25 protein-coding genes are annotated in these 19052 nt (G+C 34.2%); 6 read left to right on the top strand and 19 right to left on the bottom strand.

The genetic code is table 11. The annotated features are described in order from the left end of the window. Positions 1 to 184: 184 nt before the first annotated feature. The 9 genes from FD33_RS02130 to FD33_RS02160 form a co-directional block, all read right to left on the bottom strand. Positions 185 to 703: an NAD(P)H-binding protein gene (locus FD33_RS02130; RefSeq protein WP_264372455.1), complete on the bottom strand. Its 519-nt coding sequence runs from the start codon at positions 701 to 703 to the stop codon at positions 185 to 187. A gap of 12 nt (positions 704 to 715) precedes the next feature. After that, the gene (locus tag FD33_RS13010) at positions 716 to 844 is read right to left on the bottom strand and encodes a Rossmann-fold NAD(P)-binding domain-containing protein (RefSeq protein WP_264372390.1); all 129 of its coding nucleotides are present in this window, start codon (positions 842 to 844) and stop codon (positions 716 to 718) included. A gap of 12 nt (positions 845 to 856) precedes the next feature. Further along, complete coding sequence (locus FD33_RS02135; RefSeq protein WP_025085305.1) at positions 857 to 1612, bottom strand: SDR family NAD(P)-dependent oxidoreductase; 756 nt, start codon at positions 1610 to 1612, stop codon at positions 857 to 859. A 12-nt stretch (positions 1613 to 1624) separates the two neighbouring features. Further along, the gene (locus FD33_RS02140) at positions 1625 to 1978 is read right to left on the bottom strand and encodes a cyclophilin-like fold protein (RefSeq protein WP_025085304.1); all 354 of its coding nucleotides are present in this window, start codon (positions 1976 to 1978) and stop codon (positions 1625 to 1627) included. After that, positions 1971 to 2402 carry a cupin domain-containing protein gene (locus FD33_RS02145; protein ID WP_025085303.1) on the bottom strand — a complete coding sequence of 144 codons (432 nt, stop codon included), beginning with the start codon at positions 2400 to 2402 and terminating at the stop codon, positions 1971 to 1973. The genes FD33_RS02140 and FD33_RS02145 overlap by 8 nt, the downstream gene beginning before the upstream one ends. A gap of 31 nt (positions 2403 to 2433) precedes the next feature. Continuing rightward, positions 2434 to 2529, bottom strand: coding sequence for a hypothetical protein (locus tag FD33_RS12835; RefSeq protein ID WP_234031756.1), 96 nt, complete (start codon positions 2527 to 2529; stop codon positions 2434 to 2436). Positions 2530 to 2618: 89 nt separating this feature from the next. Further along, a complete protein-coding gene (locus tag FD33_RS12840; RefSeq protein ID WP_051564185.1) occupies positions 2619 to 2810 on the bottom strand; it encodes a YbhB/YbcL family Raf kinase inhibitor-like protein in 192 nt (63 codons plus the stop codon). 15 nt (positions 2811 to 2825) lie between these two features. Then, entirely contained in the window at positions 2826 to 3464 is a 639-nt protein-coding gene (locus tag FD33_RS02155) for an NAD(P)H-binding protein (protein ID WP_056955711.1), read from the bottom strand. Positions 3465 to 3473: 9 nt separating this feature from the next. Further along, on the bottom strand, positions 3474 to 4217 hold the full coding sequence (locus tag FD33_RS02160; protein ID WP_025085302.1) for an SDR family oxidoreductase: 744 nt from the start codon (positions 4215 to 4217) through the stop codon (positions 3474 to 3476). Positions 4218 to 4572: 355 nt separating this feature from the next. On the opposite strand from FD33_RS02160, the gene FD33_RS02165 reads away from it, so the two are divergent. Beyond that, positions 4573 to 5466 carry a LysR family transcriptional regulator gene (locus FD33_RS02165; protein ID WP_025085301.1) on the top strand — a complete coding sequence of 298 codons (894 nt, stop codon included), beginning with the start codon at positions 4573 to 4575 and terminating at the stop codon, positions 5464 to 5466. 20 nt (positions 5467 to 5486) lie between these two features. On the opposite strand, the gene FD33_RS02170 is transcribed toward FD33_RS02165, so the two are convergent. Further along, complete coding sequence (locus FD33_RS02170) at positions 5487 to 6029, bottom strand: GNAT family N-acetyltransferase (RefSeq protein ID WP_034544156.1); 543 nt, start codon at positions 6027 to 6029, stop codon at positions 5487 to 5489. A 393-nt stretch (positions 6030 to 6422) separates the two neighbouring features. Here FD33_RS02170 and FD33_RS02175 point away from each other — a divergent pair, with 393 nt between their 5' ends. Both FD33_RS02175 and FD33_RS02180 read left to right on the top strand, forming a co-directional pair. Continuing rightward, positions 6423 to 6743, top strand: coding sequence for a hypothetical protein (locus tag FD33_RS02175; RefSeq protein ID WP_025085300.1), 321 nt, complete (start codon positions 6423 to 6425; stop codon positions 6741 to 6743). 78 nt (positions 6744 to 6821) lie between these two features. Beyond that, on the top strand, positions 6822 to 8345 hold the full coding sequence (locus FD33_RS02180; protein WP_056955712.1) for a hypothetical protein: 1524 nt from the start codon (positions 6822 to 6824) through the stop codon (positions 8343 to 8345). A gap of 38 nt (positions 8346 to 8383) precedes the next feature. Here the strand turns inward: FD33_RS02180 and map are convergent, their stop codons facing one another. Both map and uvrC read right to left on the bottom strand, forming a co-directional pair. Next, on the bottom strand, positions 8384 to 9223 hold the full coding sequence (gene map, locus FD33_RS02185; protein ID WP_056955713.1) for a type I methionyl aminopeptidase: 840 nt from the start codon (positions 9221 to 9223) through the stop codon (positions 8384 to 8386). A gap of 14 nt (positions 9224 to 9237) precedes the next feature. Further along, positions 9238 to 11055 (bottom strand): excinuclease ABC subunit UvrC, encoded by a 1818-nt coding sequence (gene uvrC / locus FD33_RS02190; RefSeq protein WP_025085297.1) that lies wholly within the window; start codon positions 11053 to 11055, stop codon positions 9238 to 9240. A gap of 202 nt (positions 11056 to 11257) precedes the next feature. On the opposite strand from uvrC, the gene FD33_RS12785 reads away from it, so the two are divergent. After that, complete coding sequence (locus tag FD33_RS12785; protein ID WP_167593944.1) at positions 11258 to 11404, top strand: SPJ_0845 family protein; 147 nt, start codon at positions 11258 to 11260, stop codon at positions 11402 to 11404. Between the two features lie 69 nt (positions 11405 to 11473). Here the strand turns inward: FD33_RS12785 and FD33_RS12600 are convergent, their stop codons facing one another. From FD33_RS12600 to FD33_RS02220, 7 genes are all read right to left on the bottom strand, one after another. Then, positions 11474 to 11623 (bottom strand): hypothetical protein, encoded by a 150-nt coding sequence (locus tag FD33_RS12600; RefSeq protein WP_156407818.1) that lies wholly within the window; start codon positions 11621 to 11623, stop codon positions 11474 to 11476. Positions 11624 to 11762: 139 nt separating this feature from the next. Next, complete coding sequence (locus FD33_RS02195) at positions 11763 to 12272, bottom strand: hypothetical protein (protein ID WP_025085296.1); 510 nt, start codon at positions 12270 to 12272, stop codon at positions 11763 to 11765. A 138-nt stretch (positions 12273 to 12410) separates the two neighbouring features. Further along, complete coding sequence (locus tag FD33_RS02200) at positions 12411 to 13112, bottom strand: MgtC/SapB family protein (RefSeq protein WP_025085295.1); 702 nt, start codon at positions 13110 to 13112, stop codon at positions 12411 to 12413. Positions 13113 to 13174: 62 nt separating this feature from the next. Further along, positions 13175 to 13750 carry a PTS sugar transporter subunit IIA gene (locus FD33_RS02205; RefSeq protein ID WP_025085294.1) on the bottom strand — a complete coding sequence of 192 codons (576 nt, stop codon included), beginning with the start codon at positions 13748 to 13750 and terminating at the stop codon, positions 13175 to 13177. 53 nt (positions 13751 to 13803) lie between these two features. After that, positions 13804 to 14256, bottom strand: a complete 453-nt coding sequence (locus FD33_RS02210; protein ID WP_025085293.1) for a low molecular weight protein-tyrosine-phosphatase — start codon at positions 14254 to 14256, stop codon at positions 13804 to 13806. 2 nt (positions 14257 to 14258) lie between these two features. Continuing rightward, a complete protein-coding gene (locus FD33_RS02215; RefSeq protein WP_025085292.1) occupies positions 14259 to 14540 on the bottom strand; it encodes a helix-turn-helix domain-containing protein in 282 nt (93 codons plus the stop codon). 549 nt (positions 14541 to 15089) lie between these two features. Further along, positions 15090 to 15959 carry a LysR family transcriptional regulator gene (locus tag FD33_RS02220; RefSeq protein ID WP_025086323.1) on the bottom strand — a complete coding sequence of 290 codons (870 nt, stop codon included), beginning with the start codon at positions 15957 to 15959 and terminating at the stop codon, positions 15090 to 15092. Between the two features lie 232 nt (positions 15960 to 16191). Here FD33_RS02220 and FD33_RS02225 point away from each other — a divergent pair, with 232 nt between their 5' ends. Together FD33_RS02225 and FD33_RS02230 are read left to right on the top strand one after the other, a co-directional pair. Beyond that, a complete protein-coding gene (locus FD33_RS02225) occupies positions 16192 to 17814 on the top strand; it encodes a malolactic enzyme (protein ID WP_025086322.1) in 1623 nt (540 codons plus the stop codon). Positions 17815 to 17848: 34 nt separating this feature from the next. Then, positions 17849 to 18814 (top strand): AEC family transporter, encoded by a 966-nt coding sequence (locus tag FD33_RS02230; RefSeq protein ID WP_025086321.1) that lies wholly within the window; start codon positions 17849 to 17851, stop codon positions 18812 to 18814. Positions 18815 to 19052: the final 238 nt, after the last annotated feature.

A 19052-nucleotide genomic window follows, 5' to 3' on the forward strand; every position in this document is an offset into this window, starting at 1 on the left:
GAGCTTTTTGATTATTCTCTTTTAGAGTCTCTATAAAACGCATAGGTTTACATTATTTGTTGTTTACAGAACACAAAACTAAAATAGCAAGGTCTCCTTTACAAAGAGCTAATGCTAAAGTTTCACTAGAATCTTTTTCATCATATTTTTTGAATTTTGTTATAAATTTCAAACTAAACAACAGTTAAAAATCATGTTCAATTTTCCTAATTTCATCTAACATGTCATCAGTCCCAGGTTTACTAATACCTAGACTCTTCCGGTAATAATCGGTCGGTTGATTAATTATCTTGACTACCAAATCAGCGATACTTTTACGAGATATCATAGTACCTTTAAATGCTTCACCTTTTTGAGTTAATTCATAATCCACTTCATCATCATTTGTCATATATGCGGCACGAATAATCGTATAACTTAAATCGCTAGTTTCGATAATTTTAGCGGCCCAACGAGTATCTTCTTTTGATTCATGACCAACATAATTCTCAACCCAGCTACCAAATGGATCTGGTGTTTCATGGTAGAGACCTGATCCCGTGATCCAGATTAAATCTTTAACGTTACTTTTTTGCATTAACTCAACGATATTCTTTGCATGTCTCTCCATGTTACCGTTCAAATTAACATAAATGATATCTTGGTCTGACATCACTTCATTTAACAAATTACGATCATCAACATCACCGTCAATTAAAGTAATATTTTTAGCATTTTAGAACTTGAATAGTCTTCTAACATTTCTTAAAACTAAAGTCAGATGATATTTCGGATTATTTAACAAATCCTTTTCAACAATTCGAGCAATTTTACCATTTGCTCCTAAAATTAATATTTTTTTCATATTTTCTCCTGATTAATGAACTGTATAACCACCATCGACAGGAATTCCTTGACCAATAATGTAACTAGCGGCATCACTACATAAGAACAAAACTACTTGAGCAACTTCTTCAGGACGAGCTAATCTACCAATTGGAATTTCTTTGGTAAGATCATCCATTGCAGACTTCTCAGTTTGATCCATTCTGGCAACCATAGGCGTTTCAATGATTCCAGGACAAACGGCGTTGATGCGGATGCCATCTTTGGCATATTCCAAAGAACTGCTCTTGGTCAAACCTAGAACACCATGTTTAGATGCATGATAGGCAGTACGTCCGGCAATTCCGACTAGACCACCCATTGATGAACAATTGACGATAGCTCCTTTTGAATCTTGTTTACTCATTTGTTTTAATTCATATTTCATCGAAAGAAAAATACCTTTCAAGTTAATGTTTAAAACATTGTCATATTCTTCCAAAGATAGATCTTCTGTCTTAGTAACGGGACTTTGAATGCCGGCATTGTTATAAGCAAAGTCTAAATGACCAAACTTCTTAACTGTGAAATCAACCATAGCTTTAGTGTCTGCTTCCTTTGAAACATCAGCTTCAAAAGAAACAGCTTCATATCCTTGTTCGGCTAAATTTTTAGCTTCTTTTTTAGGTTCATGTCTTCCAACTAAGACCACTGCCGCACCGGCTTTAGCAAACAAATTTGCTGCACTCAAACCAATACCAGTTCTAGCACCTGTTACAATTACTACTTTTCCATCAAAATTATTCATTTTATTTGCCTTCTATTTTTCTAACTTGAATTCAATTATGGAGTCACCGGTGGATTTAAAGAAATTAATATTGTCCGTAATATGTCCAACAATCTGTAATTGATCGATTATTTCGCCTGTCTGTTTGTAAAAGATCACTAAACTGTGAAGTGGCTTCCAATATCCAATATCACCAACTTCATAACCATCTGTTTTCGCCTTTTTAGCAGGCAATGCATTGGGAAAACGATAGGTCATTTCACGTGAATATAGATTCATCATTTTCACTGATAAGGGCATTCTGCTCATTAATTCCTTAGCAGTATCGCTGTTATTAAAATCTGCGGTTAATTCTTGTCCGTTTAAAGTTATCTTTATTCTAGTCATCGGTTTGGTCCTCCTTGGAGAGTTGGTCATAATCTGCATCTGAAACTGGTTCTTCCCAAATTGGTGTTCCAGCAGTGATTGCAATGTGACTGAACCAACTATCCTTAGTAGCCCCGTGCCAGTGCTTAACACCATCAGGCGTTACTACTACATCACCTGGATGCAACAGACGAGCTTTTTTGCCTTCTTCTTGATACCAGCCCTCACCGCCAGTTACCAAAAGGATCTGATAACCATTGTGATGAATGTGCCAGTTATTACGTGAACCTGGCTTGAAGGTAACGTTACTGACAGTCACATTCACATTTGGATCTTTTACTAATGAATTGTGATAAGTCAAACCAGTAAAATATTTTTGAAATTTTAAATTTTCATCGCCAATAGCGAATAGTCCATTCTTTACTTCATCTTCACTTGTACTCATAATACTTTATGCCCCCATTAATTTTTGGCCGTTAAGTCAATTCCGTTTGTTCAATAATTTTGTTCTTTAATGCTTCTCGAAATTCATTATAGAAAAACTTATTTGATAATTTCATTGTTTCATTCAACGCATAAACCGTTAACGTATAGTTGTGCAGTTTGTCTGGTGGCGTTGGGCCAGGATATATTCATCAGTCACTGGAATATCCGTAACTAATCAATGAATAAATGGGAAAACAGTTCTGGGAACGGCATCATAGTCAGCCAGTGAAATAGCTAAGTATTTCGTATCTTTTGCATTCAAAGTAATTGGAAACGAGATGACCGGCTGATCACTTTGTTTTATTTCTGAATATTTAGTGTATTTATCTGGTAAAAATCCTTGATTCAAACTAACCTTAACTTGCATGTAAACAACTCCTTTTTAATAAAATGAAGGTTTATCCCACTCGGTATTTGGTTCTACGACACCGATACTTTGAGCGGCATACAATTTGGAATCATTGACTATATCAGTGACTAATTTGACAACTGCTTGACGAGTAACTTGAGTGCCTCTCATTGGCTGGCCTTGGGGAACTATTTCATATTTATAATTATTATCTTGGTTGTACAACCAACTCATCCTCAAAAAGGTATATTGCAAACCGCTTTCGTCAATTACGGCAGCGGCTTTTTTAATACTTGTATAATCACCCATCATCCGCGCATTCCATTGACCAAATTTTCCAGCAACTTCATCATAAATACCTAAACCACCGGCAACAATCAAACGTTCTACATGATTATTCTTCATCGCCGCGACTACATTTTTATTAGCATCGATAAAATGACCAGTGGCCATGTAGACAATGTCCTGACCTTTGATAGCAAAGTTTAGATCCTCTAGATTGTTCCAATCACCATCAATGATTGAAATATGCGGATTGTCAGCATATTCGGTCAATCTTCGTCCAGCACGTCTAGCGAAAAGAGTTATTTGTGAATCTGTTTCATTCAATAACATTGGAATCAAATATTTAGAAATATTACTTGTAGCACCTAATAAAATAACTTTTTTCATAACTTTCTCCTAACCTTGCTTTGTTGGGTAAACAGTGAATTCATTGACATTGACATCTTCTGGTTGATCAATAGCAAAGTTAACGACACGAGCAATAGCATCTGGAGTAATACCAACGGATTGATAAAGTTTATCCATTCCTTGTTTAGAACTCTTATCAGTAATGTGTTGTAATAACTCAGTATTGATGGCAGCTGGGTAAATCGTGGCGGTTCTAATGTTAGTTTGTTCCTTAGCACTTTCCATCCGGATTACTTCCATTAGATTTCTGACTGCAAACTTAGTTGCACCATAAACACCCGAACCGATAAAACTCTTTAAACCAGCAACTGAAGAAGTGGTAATAATTTGGCCATGTTTTTGACTTGTAAAATCTGGCATTACAGCGGCCACGCCATTTAAGACACCTTTCAAGTTGACATCGATCATGGCGTTCCATTCATTAGTCTTTAAAGCACTGATTGGTGAAGTTGGCATGATACCTGCATTATTATAAATAACATCGATAGCCCCAAATTTCTCTTTAGCTAAAGCAACTAGAGCTTTCAAATCTTCGGGATCTGTTACATCGGTTACTCGATAAGCAGCTTTGCCACCATTATCGATGATGCTTTGACTGATTTCTTGTAAACGTTCTTCACGTCTAGCTCCTAAAACAACGGCTGCTCCATTCTTAGCTAACAACTTAGCAGTTGCTTCTCCAATTCCTGATGATGCTCCTGTAATTACGACTACTTTATTTTCTACTGACATATTAATGTCCTCCTATTTTTCCTTATTAAAAACATGGTGATAACTAACAGCATTTATTTGACGGTGATTATTTTTATTGAAGACGATTTTTCGCCATCTGTGGATCTTTGATTGCCCTGAACAACGGTTGAATTATCGCTCGGTCCGTATCGAAAACTGATAAATAATAGCAGACCTACAAACACCATTGTTCTAATTAAATATTTAAACTGTTTGTTCATCCCCATTTCTTTTCGTTGTGATTTCTTCTTAATTACAAATACTAGTATAGCCGGGTTATAAAGAATTTGAAGAATCTAAAAGTTGAGGTTGTATCAACCATAGGTTTATACTTGCAACAATAGGAGAATATATCATGGATATAACACAATTACAGACTTTTATCAGAGTCAGCGAGTACGGTAGCTTTACTAAAGCTGGCGAACAAAGTTTCATTTCAGGAACAGCGGTCATGAAGCAGATCAATCGATTAGAGAATGAATTGAACTTACAACTATTTGTTCGGACTGCCACTGGCACAAAGCTCACCATTGAAGGACAGACTTTTTTACCTTATGCTAAACAGATTCTGAATATGTTAGACACCGCTATCGAAGAAACAAGAAAATCTTCCATTATTGGCCAAAATATTATTACTGTGGGAACCTCGATCTTGCATCCGGCTGATCCATTCATGGATATTTGGAAAAAAATAACCGCACAGATGTCAGATTTTCAAATCCGCATCGTGCAGTTACAAGAAGATCTCCAATCCCAAAACCGTGAGTACGCCACCTTGGGAAGAAGTTGTGATTTAATTGTTGGTACATTTGATAATGCCACTTTAAAACAGTCTTTTAAGGCTTTACAACTAGGACAATATGACTTCGGTATTGCCGTCAGAAGTGACAATCCTTTAGCTAAATTGAGTGAAATATCATTCAATGACTTAAAAGGACAATCATTATTGAGTGTTCCGATGGGAATCAGTAACACTAATGATCAGTTACGAAGAATTATTGCAAAAGACCATCCGCAAATAAAAGTAGTCGAAACGAGCGGTCGATATGATATGAATACCTTTAATCAGGCTGTTGAGGAGAATATCCCTTTGATTACCGTTACACCTTGGAAAAGAATCCATCCTAATTTAGTTTCAATACCTTTGAAAACCGACGTTCACGTACCTTATGGTATTTTAACTACCAAATTACCTGGTAGTACTGTTGATAAATTTATGTTGCAACTAAATAAAATTCTAAACAAATAAAAAAATTAAGATTGAAGTTGCTACTGCAAATCTTCCCTAAGTAAACTGTATAAATTCTCATCATGAAAGCCATCATCCAATAACTCATTTTGGCGCAATGTTCCTTCCAAAATAAAACCGGCCCGCTTGGCTACTGCATTACTAGCTTCATTGTCAACAGCCGCTTGGATTATGACACGATTTAGGCCATAATCTTCAAAGCCTAAGTTAGCAATACATTTTACTGCTCTTGTCACGATACCCCTTCCCTGAAACTTCTTGCCCAACCAATAACCAATATCAGCACTGGCTCGTAAATGGTCAAAGTGATTAAAACTGATCATTCCAGCAATTTCATTTTGATACCAAATTACAAGATTCAATGAATCTTTCGTTCCCATATGGCGGTTAGTCATCTGTAAAAATTCAACTTCATCACTTGCCACTTTAGTTAATTGTAACCATGGTAAATAATATTCAAAATATTCTCGTTGCTCGTCTAACAATTTGAATAATTTGGGACCGTCAATTTTGGGTCTTGGTATCGCTAGTTTAATATCGTCTGATACTTCGCAAGATAACATCCACTTACCGCTTCCTTTATTGCCCAACAAGATTTTTGTCATTCCTAAGTAGGCATTTTTTTGAGTTACATTTTTCTTTAATTAATATTATTTTTATTCATTATTTAAGAAAAACCAAAAATTTTAAAAATCTATCTCCTAAAACGTAAGAGATGAAATTTCAGTAATTCAACTCTATTACTGAAACTTTATCTCTTTTCTATTTTTATTAGTTTCTATAATTCTTTTCTCATAATCTAAAATAATCTTCCATAAAACGATTTTTAACTTATCATTGTTTGTTGATATAACGCATTATTTGACGCTTACCCTTAGATTTTGTCTGTTATACTGAAACCACTTACAAACCAACAGGTTTGAAAATTCCCTACCACAAAACGCAAGGAGTTTATTATGAAAAAGAAAACAATCTTACTATCAGCTATTATTTTAGGAGGTTTCGCAGCCCCTGTCGTACAACAAACAGTTGTTAACGCACAGACTGTCCAAACTGAAGTCACTCAGAACAAAAAAGACCAGGAAGGTAAAAGTAGTAATAATCAAGAACCACGTACTAACAAAATTAAATTAGGTGATAAAATTTCCTTGGATCAATTAAATGCTGAAACCAGCATCGTAGTTCCCTCTACAAATAAAGATGTTAATACCAAATTAGATGATATTTTTGTTAATCTTACTGATGAGGAACTTGCTGAATTAAAAGCTAATAAATAAACCACCTTCCAAGTCAATGACTTAGAAATTACCACTAATTGGAAGGGTTCTCTTAGTTATGAGAGTGTTAGTCCCGACATGCAATTACAATATGACGATAACACTCAGACGCTTTCTTTACTAGATGATTCTAAAAAAGTTAATCATATCACCTATGAATTAATCAATGGTGACGCTAATGTTCATTATGTTTTCAAAGATACTGGTGAAGAAATTTATCAAAAAGTCCATAAAGAAGCCTTTGAATCCTCTGAACAAGATTTCACAGTTAAAAGATTAGAATCCCTTGAAAAGGGCTATTTATTAAAAGGACATTTTGACGCTGTCTCTATTGACTTAGATAATCTTGCTAATGTTGCGGACCCCTTAAGACCGACTGACATTAGTTTTGAAGAGGAACCTCTTGTTAAAGAATTTGATCGTGACAAGATTAACAAAGATAACGCCGAATTTACTGTCAAATTAGAAAAGGCAAAACCTACTACTTTTAATTTAAATGTTTATTTGGATGGTAAAATTTTCTCCAAACAGAGTGTTACAGCTGATATTTTCACAAAAATTCCTAAACAAACTGATGAAAAATTACCAGATCCGGCAACAGCCAAGCTAAACAACAATAAAACATATACCGACATGAGTTACTCTTACTTTCCACAAATGGGAGTATCCACAATGTCTGGTAAAGCCTTCCACCAAACTATTTTCGACGTTGTAAATAACGGAATAGATGAGCCTACAACCGAAGACTTTTTTAATCAAGCTTTAAAATATTATACACTCGATATGAGAGTACGTTTTATGCTAGCTGGTCGTAAACAAAATATCTACATTTACTATGAATCAGATGATTATTCCGAAGAAGAAGCCAATTCTACCGTAACTTCTAACGTACATATCAATTCCAATCTAGGATTACAAACAGTTCTAAATGTTACCGGTAAAAAAGGTGAAACTGTCCTTGTCAAAGTACCTCAAATTGAAGGTTACAAACCTGACAAAGAAACCGTTAAAGCCAAAATAAATGAAGACGGTACTATTACTACTGATGAAAAAGTAAAATATTATTTAATTGAAGATGATGAAGGTTCAGGTTCTACTAAACCACCAGTTACTACCCCCGAACCAAACCCTAATCCAACTTCAAATCCTAATCCTGCTCCAAATCCTAATCCTGCTCCAAATCCTAATCCAGATAAAATGAATGGATTCGTTGGTACTATGAAACAATACGTTAAATTGTATCAATTAGAAAAAGGGCAAATGAAACTTATCACCAATAAAGAATTGGGTAAGCATTCCAATTGGAAATTTGATCAAACTATTAAAGTAAATGGCAAAATTTACTACCGTGTTGCTACTAATGAATGGGTCGATGCTAAAACCGTTTATCGTTACCAAGTTGAATCCGGTATTGTTGAAACCAAAGATAAAGAATTTACCAGTTTAGTTAGTTCTGATGCCAAATTAATTTCTAACCGTGGTCTAGGAGCTCATTCATCTTGGCAATACGACCGTATTGCCTACTTAGGTGATAACGAAGAGAAATACTATCGTGTTGCCACTGATGAATTCATTGCTTTTAATGATGTTATCCAAAAATAGATTAAAAAAAAGCAGTCCTTTTACGGGCTGTTTTTTAGTTATTTCATTTGATTATGTTCTTTTAAATATTTACGTGCCCAACTGAGATACTTCTCATCCTCAGCAGCATCTTGTGATGTTAAAATTTGGGGACCATTTTCTGTAATAGCCAAAGTATGTTCATATTGTGCAGACCATGAACCATCGGCACTAGCATAATAGATCCAATCATCGTTAGGATCATCCAACGAACGATCAACAATTTCCCATGTTCCTTCGTTAATCATAGGTTCAATTGTAATTGTCATACCATTTTTAAGACGTAATCCTTTACCTGGTTCACCATAGTGTAAGACATCAGGTTGTTCATGCATTGTTGGTTGAATACCATGTCCACAGAGTTCTCTGACATCCCCATAACCATGTTCATCTTCTGTGTAATGCTGGATTGCATAACCAATATCACCTAATCGATTACCCTCAATACTCTGAGCAATTCCTAAATATAGTGATTTCTTGGTAACTTCCATCAAATCAGATGTTTCTTGAGTAACTGAACCAACGGCATAGCTCCAACAAGAATCGCTTTGGTAACCTTTATAGCTGACGGTCATATCTACCTTAACTAGGTCGCCTTCTTTTAAAATCAAATCTTTACGCGGTGTACCATGTGCAACTTCATCATTAACGTCAACACAAGTTGCATACTTGTAACCTTCGAATCCCTTTTCAGAAGGAACGGCTCCATGGCTAACAATATAATCATTAGCAAATTCCTCAATTGAATATGCTGAAATACCAGGTTTAATCATATCGCGCAAGCCCAAATGGACTCCAGCCAATATCTTTCCTGATTCACGCATACCTTCGATCTCTCGTTCTGACTTCAATGTAATCATCAAATCTCTCCCTTTTAACCTTTATGGTATTTCTTGTGAAAATCCGTACTTGCTAACGTTATTTTAATTGTTTGTGCTGTTGTCTTAGGAATTCCCAAATCAGTTAACTGTTCAACTGAGGCTTCCTTCATCTTTTTAACCGACCCAAATTTTTTCAATAGTTTCGTTCTTGTCTTCGGACCCACACCTTGAATATTATCAAGTTGTGATGATAAAGCATTTTTGCTCCGAGTCTTTCGATGGAAAGTAATCGCAAAACGGTGTACTTCATCTTGAATTCTTTGTAATAAGTAGAAACCTTGACTCTTACGGTCTAATGGTACCTCAATTCCTTCTTCACCGACAATTAAATGTGAAGTGTTATGGTGATCATCTTTGACCATTCCTGCTACGGGTATGTTAATTCCTAATTCATTAGTAAGAACATCCATTACAGCACGCAATTCAATGATACCACCATCCATCAAAATCAAATCAGGTAACGGATCATCTTCTTTAATCAATCTTGAATAACGACGATAAATGACCTCACGGGTATTAGCCGCCTCGTCGGCACCTGACTGATGTTCAACCTCACCTTTAATTTTATATTTACGATAACCACTTTTTTCAGGGCGACCATCTTTAAACATGACCATTGCTGACACTGGATTAGTTCCTTGGATATGTGAGTGGTCAAATGATTCAATAATATGACCATATGGCAAATCAAGTGCTTCAAAAATTTGTTTCTGGGCGCCGTAAGTTTGACGATTGTCTAATTCCATTAACCGGAATTTCTCTTGAAGAACTAATTTAGAATTTTCAGCTGCCATATCCATCAGATCACGTTTTTGACCACGCTGCGGTGTCCTAAATGGGATATTTAAGACTTGAGACAAAGTATCTTTATCTAAATTATCAGGCACCAAAATTTCTTTAGGTAAAACTTGGTTTCGACGATTATAAAATTGCAGGATAAATGTCGACAGCTCTTCCTCTGGAGTATTGATGCAAGCAAAAACTTTTTTCTCACGCTTCATTAAACGAGCCTGACGAATAAAGAATATTTGAATTGAGATCCAACCTTTTTCAACGTAGTAGTTAAAGATATCTCTAGGTGTACTATCATTGGATATAATTTTTTGTTTCTCAACTGTAGTTTCAATATACTTAATTTGATCTCTTAATTCAGCAGCTCTTTCAAATTCCAGTTTTTCTGAAGCTGTTTCCATACAATCTTCTAATTGATGCTTGATTTCACCAACATTACCGCCTAGAAACTTTTTGATTTTTTCAATTTGTTGATCATATTTTTCTTTAGGAACTGTTTGAAAACAGGCCCCTAAACACTGACCCATATGATAGTACAAACAAGGTCGTCCTAAATTTCCTTGACATCTACGTAATGGATAAACCTTTTGTAAAAAATTTAGAGTATTAGAGGCAGCCCAAACATTTGGATAAGGGCCAAAATAGTAGGCACCATCTTTTTTAACTAAACCTGTAATCTCCATCTTAGGATCACGTTCATTAGTAATTTTAATGTACGGATAGCCTGTACCACGCTTCAATTTAATATTGTAATATGGTTGATGCTTTTGAATTAAAGTAATCTCTAACAAAAAAGCTTCCTTATCATTGGAAGTAATAATTGTTTCAAAATCACGAATCTCTGATACTAGACGAGCGGTCTTACCTTCATGTGAACTCTTAAAGTAAGAACGTACTCGATTACGTAAATTTTTAGCCTTACCCACATAAATAATTTTAGAATTAATGTCCTTCATTAAATAGCATCCAGGACGTGGTGGTAAAAGGCTTAATTTATGTTCAAGATATTCAGTTGCCAATAAATATCCCTCCCTCTTATAGTCCGAACTTATTTAATCTTAAGTTAATCTGAATAATTGTCAAATGAAGTGACATATTCGACCAAAGATACCAATCAACTCAAAAAATTAACTAATTTAATTTACCTAAATAATTGTTATTCTTTTTGAAAGGCTATATAATAATGGTAGATATAAAGAAACTTGAAAGGGGCTGATACCGATGGGCTTAACAGTGAAACGCGAAAGTGATTTTGGCAGTTTGTTTGATAAGTTTGCCTCTCTTCCCGATGATGTAAAAGAAAACGAAAAACGCGTAGATTCCGCAGATAAAAAATCTGCTAAGAATAAAAAGGAATCTAAAAAGTAGTAATTAAAACTTCTCTTGTTTGATGTCACTTCTCATAAGTAAAATGCCATTTAATTTTTTACTATTTCTTTAAGAACCCTTTTGATATAAAATGTGTGCCCTCCATTTTGGATATTTGCCATCCAAATCTTGGAGGGTTTTTTGTATCTTAAAAATAATAGCCTCAACAAACTCAGCTTTGAGTTTATTGAGGCTATTATTTTCTATTTCGGCTTGCATAAATGTTTCCTGACAATTGAATTTTTAACTAGTCTGGAAGGACTTCTGATTCCATTTTTCTTAAATCGATTAATTCTTGAAACATTAAATATTCAAAATTATCATCTAAGATACTACTGTATAATTTCATAATTTCCCCTTATTCATTTATTTTTAATTGTATGAAATTAGCACCTATCACAGGACGTCTAATTTGACGACCTTTCTCATTGATATAATTGTCAACCGAAAGAACTTCACCATAAAACTTCACAGCATCATCTTCCTGTAAACTGCTAATATTTCTAGCAAAATTTGAATCAGTATATCTCACTTTGCAAACTCTTGAAGCATCGTTACCATCTAATGCCACTAACATATACTTATCTTCTGGATCCAATTTTTTAATATGTCCAAATTGAAAAATTTTCGATCCAAAATATAAAGTTGTATTCTCATATAAATTGTCAAAAGAAACATAAGAGTATTTTTTACTCTCATTACTAAATTCCGAAATACTCTGCTGCTTTTGTTTTGATTCACCTACTAAAATAATATTTTCACGGTTACTGCCAATCACTTTATTCTTTGATAGAAATAAATAACCTATCAGTATCAACAGTGTACATAAAAAAGCAATTAACAATTTGGATCGTAAAATTCTTATCATTTAATTCCCCCAACTACAAAAGATAGCAAAGGTCTAGACTAATTACAATGAATTATCCAGACTAAAATATTTAAATAAGTTCTCATTAAAAATGAGCATAAAAAAATATCTCTAAGTTAATTTAGAGATATTCTTACTTTAAACATTAATCGTTTCTACCTTAATAACATTTTCATTCATTGACAGTCCTTCAACAATATCAACATAATCAATATTTTTTCCAAAATCAATTGAATAAACATTAGTGTAGATCTTTGTATCATTAAAATTGGATACGCTGAATCTTACACCTTCAACTGTAATATCATGTCTTTGAAAATACTCATCAATAAACTTCTTAGTATCTAATTTGTGTTTATACTCAATTTTTAATTTTCGCACTGGGCTGATCTTGATAATCTTCTTCAAGAAACCTAATACTGCATAAACAACTAAGAAACCAACTATAGCAATAATATAATCACCCATACCAATGGCAATTCCTAAACAGGCAACTACCCAAAGACTAGCCGCAGTTGTTAATCCACGGATCGAATGATGTTCTACAATAATTGTTCCAGCACCTAAAAATCCAATACCACTAACCACTTGAGCTATCAGTCGAGCATCGTCAGCTCGCAAAACGCCCTTATATTGGGGATACTGGCGTGCCATTTCCAAAGCATCAAATCCAATATTCTTTTGAATCATCGCAATAATACAAGCACCCAAGCAAACCAAGATATGAGTCCGTAAACCCGCAGGACGATGTTTGTATGCTCGATCCAATCCAATGATTCCTGAAAATATCACAGCCAATAGGAGTCGAATTACAACATTTAGCACACTTAACTGGCTCAAAAATAATCCCTCCAATATTCTCATTAAATAACTCAATTATTATAACATTATTATCTGTTTTTTTAATTAGTACCATTAATAAACATATCCGCTATTTGTTCAGGACTAGCGGCCTCACTTAATGCATAACGAAAATTAGGTTTTAATAGTAAAAGTGAAATACTGGCTAAATACTTTACATGCAAAAAATCTGGCTCAACTTTAGGAATTAATAAACTAATGGCCATATCAATTTTTTCATCATTCCACATAATTGGATTACTAAGTTTTATGACTAACATAGTCAATTCTTTTACTGAATCATCAATAACATGAGGTAAAACAATGCCATCACCTAAATTGGTAGATGCCTGTTGTTCACGTAATAAAAGTTGACCATATAGCTCTTCTTCATCCATACCTGCTTGTTGCTCACAAGCAAACCTGGCCAAATAATGTAATAATTCATTCTCAGAAGAAACAGAAACATCCACCTTGATATTCTTTAACTTCAAAATTTGTGAAAAATCACTAGTTTCTTCTTCCTTGCTTCGAGCTTTATTCTGAGGATCATTAATATCATTAGTTAAAATGGTATTACTATCCTTTTCCTTCTTGGTAAAAGCGTTTTTTAACTGGCTCCATAATGATTGATGCATCATACAACCTCCATTAACCAAAAAAAGTCAAAATCTCGAATGGAGTTTGACTCTTAGGATCTCAATTTTTCTAGCCAAATAGGTAGAACCTCAGCTAACTGACGATATGTTCGATCAAACTTATGATCATACCAAGGATCTTCAATTACAGCATCACTATCCAAGGCCTCATAAGCCATGTGGATCTTATTCCTATCAGAAAAAGGCGCCATTTCTTTCAAATCAATGATATTCTGTTTATCCATACCAATAATTAAATCAGCCTCTTCAAAATCACGAAGAGTTATTTGCTTAGCAACATGTTCGACAATAGGAACATTTCTTTTCTTGAGTTCAGTAATAGCCCCAAGATGAGGTGCATTCCCAATTTCATAAGTTGAGGTAGCTCTTGATTCGACCTTGATTACTGAATTCAAGCCTTGTTCATCAACCAACTGTTTCATCATCATTTCTGCCATTGGTGAACGACAAATATTACCTAAACAAACGAAAATGACTTTTCTCATAACTATAACAGTCCTAGTCGTTTCTTAACTTCACGTAGCTGGGCTTCTAAAACAGGATCTTTACGGTTCAAAACGTCCAACATACTTGGTTGTGACTCTTTTTGAACTTCAGAAGCCATTTCAGTACTTTTTTCTGGCTTTGTCTGCGATTTTTTATACTTTCTTACCCATGCAGCTACTTGTTGATATGAAATTCCGTACTTCTCACCAGTAGCCTTGTAGTTGTTATCATGCTCTACCGCATATTGGGCAATTTCTTTTTGTTGACTAACATTGTAATTCATACTAAAAACTCCTAAATAGCTTATTACAAAAAATTATACCATAGAACGCAATACCATTATTGATATAACAAAGTTTAACAAATTGAAACCACAAAAAAATGGTAGCTCAGGGAGGAACCACCATTAATCTTATATTCTAATTATATAATCATAAAATCATCTAACAAAGATTTAGCACAAACCTTTGCTCACATTTAATATTACCATAGTTGTACGTTATAGCTAAGTAAGTTTACAAAAGTCGACAACTTTTTATAAATCAATTTTCCACTAAAAAAAGACCTCTTTGTATGGCCTTTTCTCAGTAAGTGGATTGTTTAGACATGACTATCCCATAATAATTTAATTCATTTTAATTATAAAAAGTGATAATTACACAATATATTCACAAAACCAAACGCTATGTTGATGAAGTATAGCATCCTCATTCTTAATATAATTAATCCACTTCTCTCAATAACCAATTCATTAATATCAATTGACTATTATATTTTACTAAAGTGGGCTAGACCTGTATACCACGTTTTATTTATAAGTAAAAATTACTATCTAAGTATTTTTAAAAATTTCCATTAATCGCTTTAAAACTGGACTGCTGGTCATATTGTGACGATAAACAAACAGAATATAAAATGATGGCAAATCTAAATCATTAACATGAACTTCTTGAATTCCCGGAACATCCTGAATTGCTGTTTCAGTCACGAAACTAAATCCCTTATCCTGTTTAACCAGGCTCAACATCAAACGATAATCATTTGTTTTGAACATTGTATGAGGCTTGACATTGTAACGTTCAATAATTCTTTTTAATACTTGACTATGAACAGATTTTTCATCCAATGAAATAAAATCTTCATCAAATATTTTCTCAACCGACGTAATATCGGAAACGTCTCGATCAGCTGAGGCAATAAATTTAAAGTGATGTTCTTTAATTAACTGATAATCCAGTTGATTTTCTTGTGGCAAAATAGTCGACCCTAACAAGGATAAATCAATTTTGCCATTTTTTAATTCCGATAATAACTGACGAGAACTAGCTCCTTCAGGCACAATGGTATTAAATAAATTGTCATCACGTAACTGATCGAATACTTTTGGAATAACATAATTGCTGATAATCGGTGGCCATCCCATAACAATCTTTTTTCTTTTAATTCTATTCATATCATCACTAATTAAATCATTTTCCAACAAAATTCTATTTATATGAGATAACAACTGTTCTCCAGCATAAGTTAATGACAATGAATTAGCATAACTTTTTCGCTTAACTAAAGAAATCCCATAAGTATCTTCTAATCTTTTTAAAGAATAGGTAATAGTTGGTTGACTAACGCCAAAAAAATTGGCTGTATCTGAAAAGCTCTTCAATTCTGATAATTTTTTAAAATATTGATAATCCTTTATATTCATATCTACACCTATAAATTTTATTTATCGAAGATAACATATTTGACTATATTTTTTATTATGTTTTATAGTACCATACGAAAGTTATTTACAAACACCAATAATAAATATGCCATGTGGACTATATATAAAATTCATTATTTGTAAATTTATTTTATATAATCCGATATATAAATGTATACCAATTATTATAGTGTTTACTTGTATAAAAAAATAATTAGGAGGAATTAATTCTATGAAATATGAGGGTTTAGATTTATTAAATAATCACTTCTTAAATAAAGGTACTGCTTTTACTAAAGAAGAAAGAAAAGAAAATCATCTTGAAGGTTTACTTCCACCATTCGTTCAAACTTTGGACCAACAAGTTGAACAAGCTTACGAAAATTATTCAAATAAGAGTACATTTCTTGATAAAAGAATGTATTTGATGGATTTATTCAACGAAAATATTACTTTGTTCTATAAACTATTTAGCAAACACGTTTATGAATTCATGCCCGTTGTTTATGATCCAACAATCGCTGACACAATTGAAAACTACAGTCACTTCTTCTTAGATCCACAAAATGCTGCTTTCCTATCAATTGATGATCCTGATGATATTGAAGCATCATTAAAGAATGCTGCTAAGGGCCGTGACATCAAACTTATCGTTGTTACTGATGGTGAGGGTATTCTTGGTATTGGTGACTGGGGTGTTCAAGGTGTTGACATCTCTGTTGGTAAATTGATGGTTTATACAGCTGCTGCTGGTGTTGATCCTGAATCAGTTCTTCCTGTTGTTCTTGATGTAGGTACAAACAGAAAAGAATTACTTGACGACGATCTATACATGGGTAACCATCACGAACGTGTTACTGGTGACAAGTACTACAACTTTGTTGATCAATTTGTTGAAACTGCTGAGAACTTGTTCCCTAATATGTATCTTCACTTTGAAGACTTTGGTCGTAGCAATGCTGCCAACATCTTGAATAAGTACAAAGATCAAATTCTTACATTTAACGATGATATTCAAGGTACAGGTATTATTACACTTGCTGGTATCCTCGGTGCTTTGAACATTTCTAAACAAAAACTTACTGATCAAGTTTATCTATCATTTGGTGCTGGTACTGCTGGTGCTGGTATCACAAAGAGAATCTTTGACTCAATGGTTGAAGAAGGCCTATCTGAAGAAGAGGCTAAGAAACACTTCTACTTAGTTGATAAGCAAGGTCTATTGTTTGACGATACTGAAGGTTTAACACCAGAACAAAAACCATTTACTAGAAAACGTAGTGAATTTGCTAATGCTGACGAATTAACAAACTTGGAAGCAGTTGTTAAAGCTGTTCATCCTACAATTCTTGTTGGTACATCAACACAACCTGGTACTTTCACTGAATCAGTTATTAAAGAAATGGCTGCTCATACTGAACGTCCAATTATCTTCCCACTATCAAATCCTACAAAACTTGCTGAAGCCAAGGCTGAAGATCTTTTGAAATGGACTGATGGTAAAGCTCTTATTGCTACTGGTATTCCTGTTGATCCAATCGAATACAATGGCGTAACTTACAACATTGGACAAGCTAACAATGCCTTGGTATACCCTGGTCTTGGCCTTGGTTCAATGGCTGTTAACGCTAAATTGCTTAGTGATGGTATGATCAATAAAGCTGCTCACTCATTAGGTGGTATTGTTGATCTTACAGAACCAGGTGCTGCAGTATTGCCTCCTGTTTCAAAATTAGATAAGTTCAGTATTACTGTTGCTGAAGGTGTCGCACAAGAAGCTATTGATGAAAAATTATCATCTGCTACTGATGCCAAAAAGGCTGTTGCTGACCTTAAGTGGGAACCTAAATATTAATATATAAATTTGTCAAATAAAGGGGAATTATTTTATGGCTGCATTTATCACTTCACTAGAAAGTGTTGCTGAAATCGTTATCGTTATCGCCTTAGGATACTGGTTAAGAGGATCTGGTCGCCTAGGTGATGAATTTAAGAGTAATATTTCATTCATCATCATGAAAATTGCCTTACCTGCTTCTATCTTCGTTTCTGTTCTTAAGTACTTAAACAGAGATAAACTGGCTAGTTTATCTGGTGGTTTAATTTTTACTTTTGCTAGTTTTACTTTAGGCTACATTGTAGCTTGGATCTTAACTAAAGTATTCCGTATCAGAAAGGGTCGTCGTGGTACTTTCATTAACATGTTTGTTAATGCTAATACTATCTTCATTGGTTTACCATTGAACATGGCTCTATTTGGTACAAAAAGTTTACCTTACTTCCTTGTTTACTATGTTATGAATACAATTTCTACTTGGGCCGTTGGTATCTTCTTTATCTCAAGTGACGATCCAACAGTTGAAAAAGGTGCTAAGAAAGACTTTAACTGGAAGAAACTTCTTCCTGCTCCACTTGTTGGTTTCTTAGTTTCATTGGTCTTCTTACTACTAGCTATCCCTGTTCCAGAATGGATCAATAAGACTTTGGACATGGTCGGTGGCATCGTTACACCTATGTCACTTATCTACATTGGTATCATTTTAGCCGATGCTGGTTTGAAGTCTATCAAATTTGACCGTGATACAATTCTTGCCTTAGTTGGTAGATTTGTCATTGCTCCTGCCTTGATGATCAGTATCATCTTGCTAGGTAAATCAATGATGGGTACTAGCCTACCTGCTCTAGAAAGCAGTTCATTCATCATTCAATCTGCTGCTCCTGGACTTGCTGTTTTACCTATCTTAGTTGACCAATCACACGGTGATGTCGACTATGCAACAAACCTTGTTACAACTTCAACAGTTCTATTCGTTATCGTTGTTCCAATCTTAATGCAAGTAGCAAACTTGATCTAGTTTTAATTAAGAATCATTCACACATTCAAAACCTCCTATAAATATCTTTTCACATTCATTTAAAGATTGAGCTTTCCGTGTTCATTCTTTCAACTGATTTTTATATCTAACACATTAACGAAAAAAACTCCCTAACTTGGAATTAACCAGGTTAAGGAGTTTTTTTTAATATTCACGTTTTTTAAAGGCTGTTCGTCAAATCAAGTTGATGGCGGTTCAAGTTAACAGTTAGACCATA

Source organism: Companilactobacillus paralimentarius DSM 13238 = JCM 10415 (assembly GCF_001434985.1).
GTDB lineage: Bacteria > Bacillota > Bacilli > Lactobacillales > Lactobacillaceae > Companilactobacillus > Companilactobacillus paralimentarius.

Excerpts from the sequence above, each read along its gene's own strand:
- FD33_RS13010 (WP_264372390.1), bottom strand. The coding sequence starts at position 844 with ATGAAAAAAATATTAATTTTAGGAGCAAATGGTAAAATTGCTCGAATT.
- FD33_RS02135 (WP_025085305.1), bottom strand. The coding sequence starts at position 1,612 with ATGAATAATTTTGATGGAAAAGTAGTAATTGTAACAGGTGCTAGAACT.
- FD33_RS02140 (WP_025085304.1), bottom strand. The coding sequence starts at position 1,978 with ATGACTAGAATAAAGATAACTTTAAACGGACAAGAATTAACCGCAGAT.
- FD33_RS02145 (WP_025085303.1), bottom strand. The coding sequence starts at position 2,402 with ATGAGTACAAGTGAAGATGAAGTAAAGAATGGACTATTCGCTATTGGC.
- FD33_RS12840 (WP_051564185.1), bottom strand. The coding sequence starts at position 2,810 with ATGCAAGTTAAGGTTAGTTTGAATCAAGGATTTTTACCAGATAAATAC.
- FD33_RS02155 (WP_056955711.1), bottom strand. The coding sequence starts at position 3,464 with ATGAAAAAAGTTATTTTATTAGGTGCTACAAGTAATATTTCTAAATAT.
- FD33_RS02160 (WP_025085302.1), bottom strand. The coding sequence starts at position 4,217 with ATGTCAGTAGAAAATAAAGTAGTCGTAATTACAGGAGCATCATCAGGA.
- FD33_RS02165 (WP_025085301.1), top strand. The coding sequence starts at position 4,573 with ATGGATATAACACAATTACAGACTTTTATCAGAGTCAGCGAGTACGGT.
- FD33_RS02170 (WP_034544156.1), bottom strand. The coding sequence starts at position 6,029 with ATGTTATCTTGCGAAGTATCAGACGATATTAAACTAGCGATACCAAGA.
- FD33_RS02175 (WP_025085300.1), top strand. The coding sequence starts at position 6,423 with ATGAAAAAGAAAACAATCTTACTATCAGCTATTATTTTAGGAGGTTTC.
- FD33_RS02180 (WP_056955712.1), top strand. The coding sequence starts at position 6,822 with ATGCAATTACAATATGACGATAACACTCAGACGCTTTCTTTACTAGAT.
- map (WP_056955713.1), bottom strand. The coding sequence starts at position 9,223 with ATGATTACATTGAAGTCAGAACGAGAGATCGAAGGTATGCGTGAATCA.
- FD33_RS12785 (WP_167593944.1), top strand. The coding sequence starts at position 11,258 with ATGGGCTTAACAGTGAAACGCGAAAGTGATTTTGGCAGTTTGTTTGAT.
- FD33_RS12600 (WP_156407818.1), bottom strand. The coding sequence starts at position 11,623 with ATGCAAGCCGAAATAGAAAATAATAGCCTCAATAAACTCAAAGCTGAG.
- FD33_RS02195 (WP_025085296.1), bottom strand. The coding sequence starts at position 12,272 with ATGATAAGAATTTTACGATCCAAATTGTTAATTGCTTTTTTATGTACA.
- FD33_RS02205 (WP_025085294.1), bottom strand. The coding sequence starts at position 13,750 with ATGCATCAATCATTATGGAGCCAGTTAAAAAACGCTTTTACCAAGAAG.
- FD33_RS02210 (WP_025085293.1), bottom strand. The coding sequence starts at position 14,256 with ATGAGAAAAGTCATTTTCGTTTGTTTAGGTAATATTTGTCGTTCACCA.
- FD33_RS02215 (WP_025085292.1), bottom strand. The coding sequence starts at position 14,540 with ATGAATTACAATGTTAGTCAACAAAAAGAAATTGCCCAATATGCGGTA.
- FD33_RS02220 (WP_025086323.1), bottom strand. The coding sequence starts at position 15,959 with ATGAATATAAAGGATTATCAATATTTTAAAAAATTATCAGAATTGAAG.
- FD33_RS02225 (WP_025086322.1), top strand. The coding sequence starts at position 16,192 with ATGAAATATGAGGGTTTAGATTTATTAAATAATCACTTCTTAAATAAA.
- FD33_RS02230 (WP_025086321.1), top strand. The coding sequence starts at position 17,849 with ATGGCTGCATTTATCACTTCACTAGAAAGTGTTGCTGAAATCGTTATC.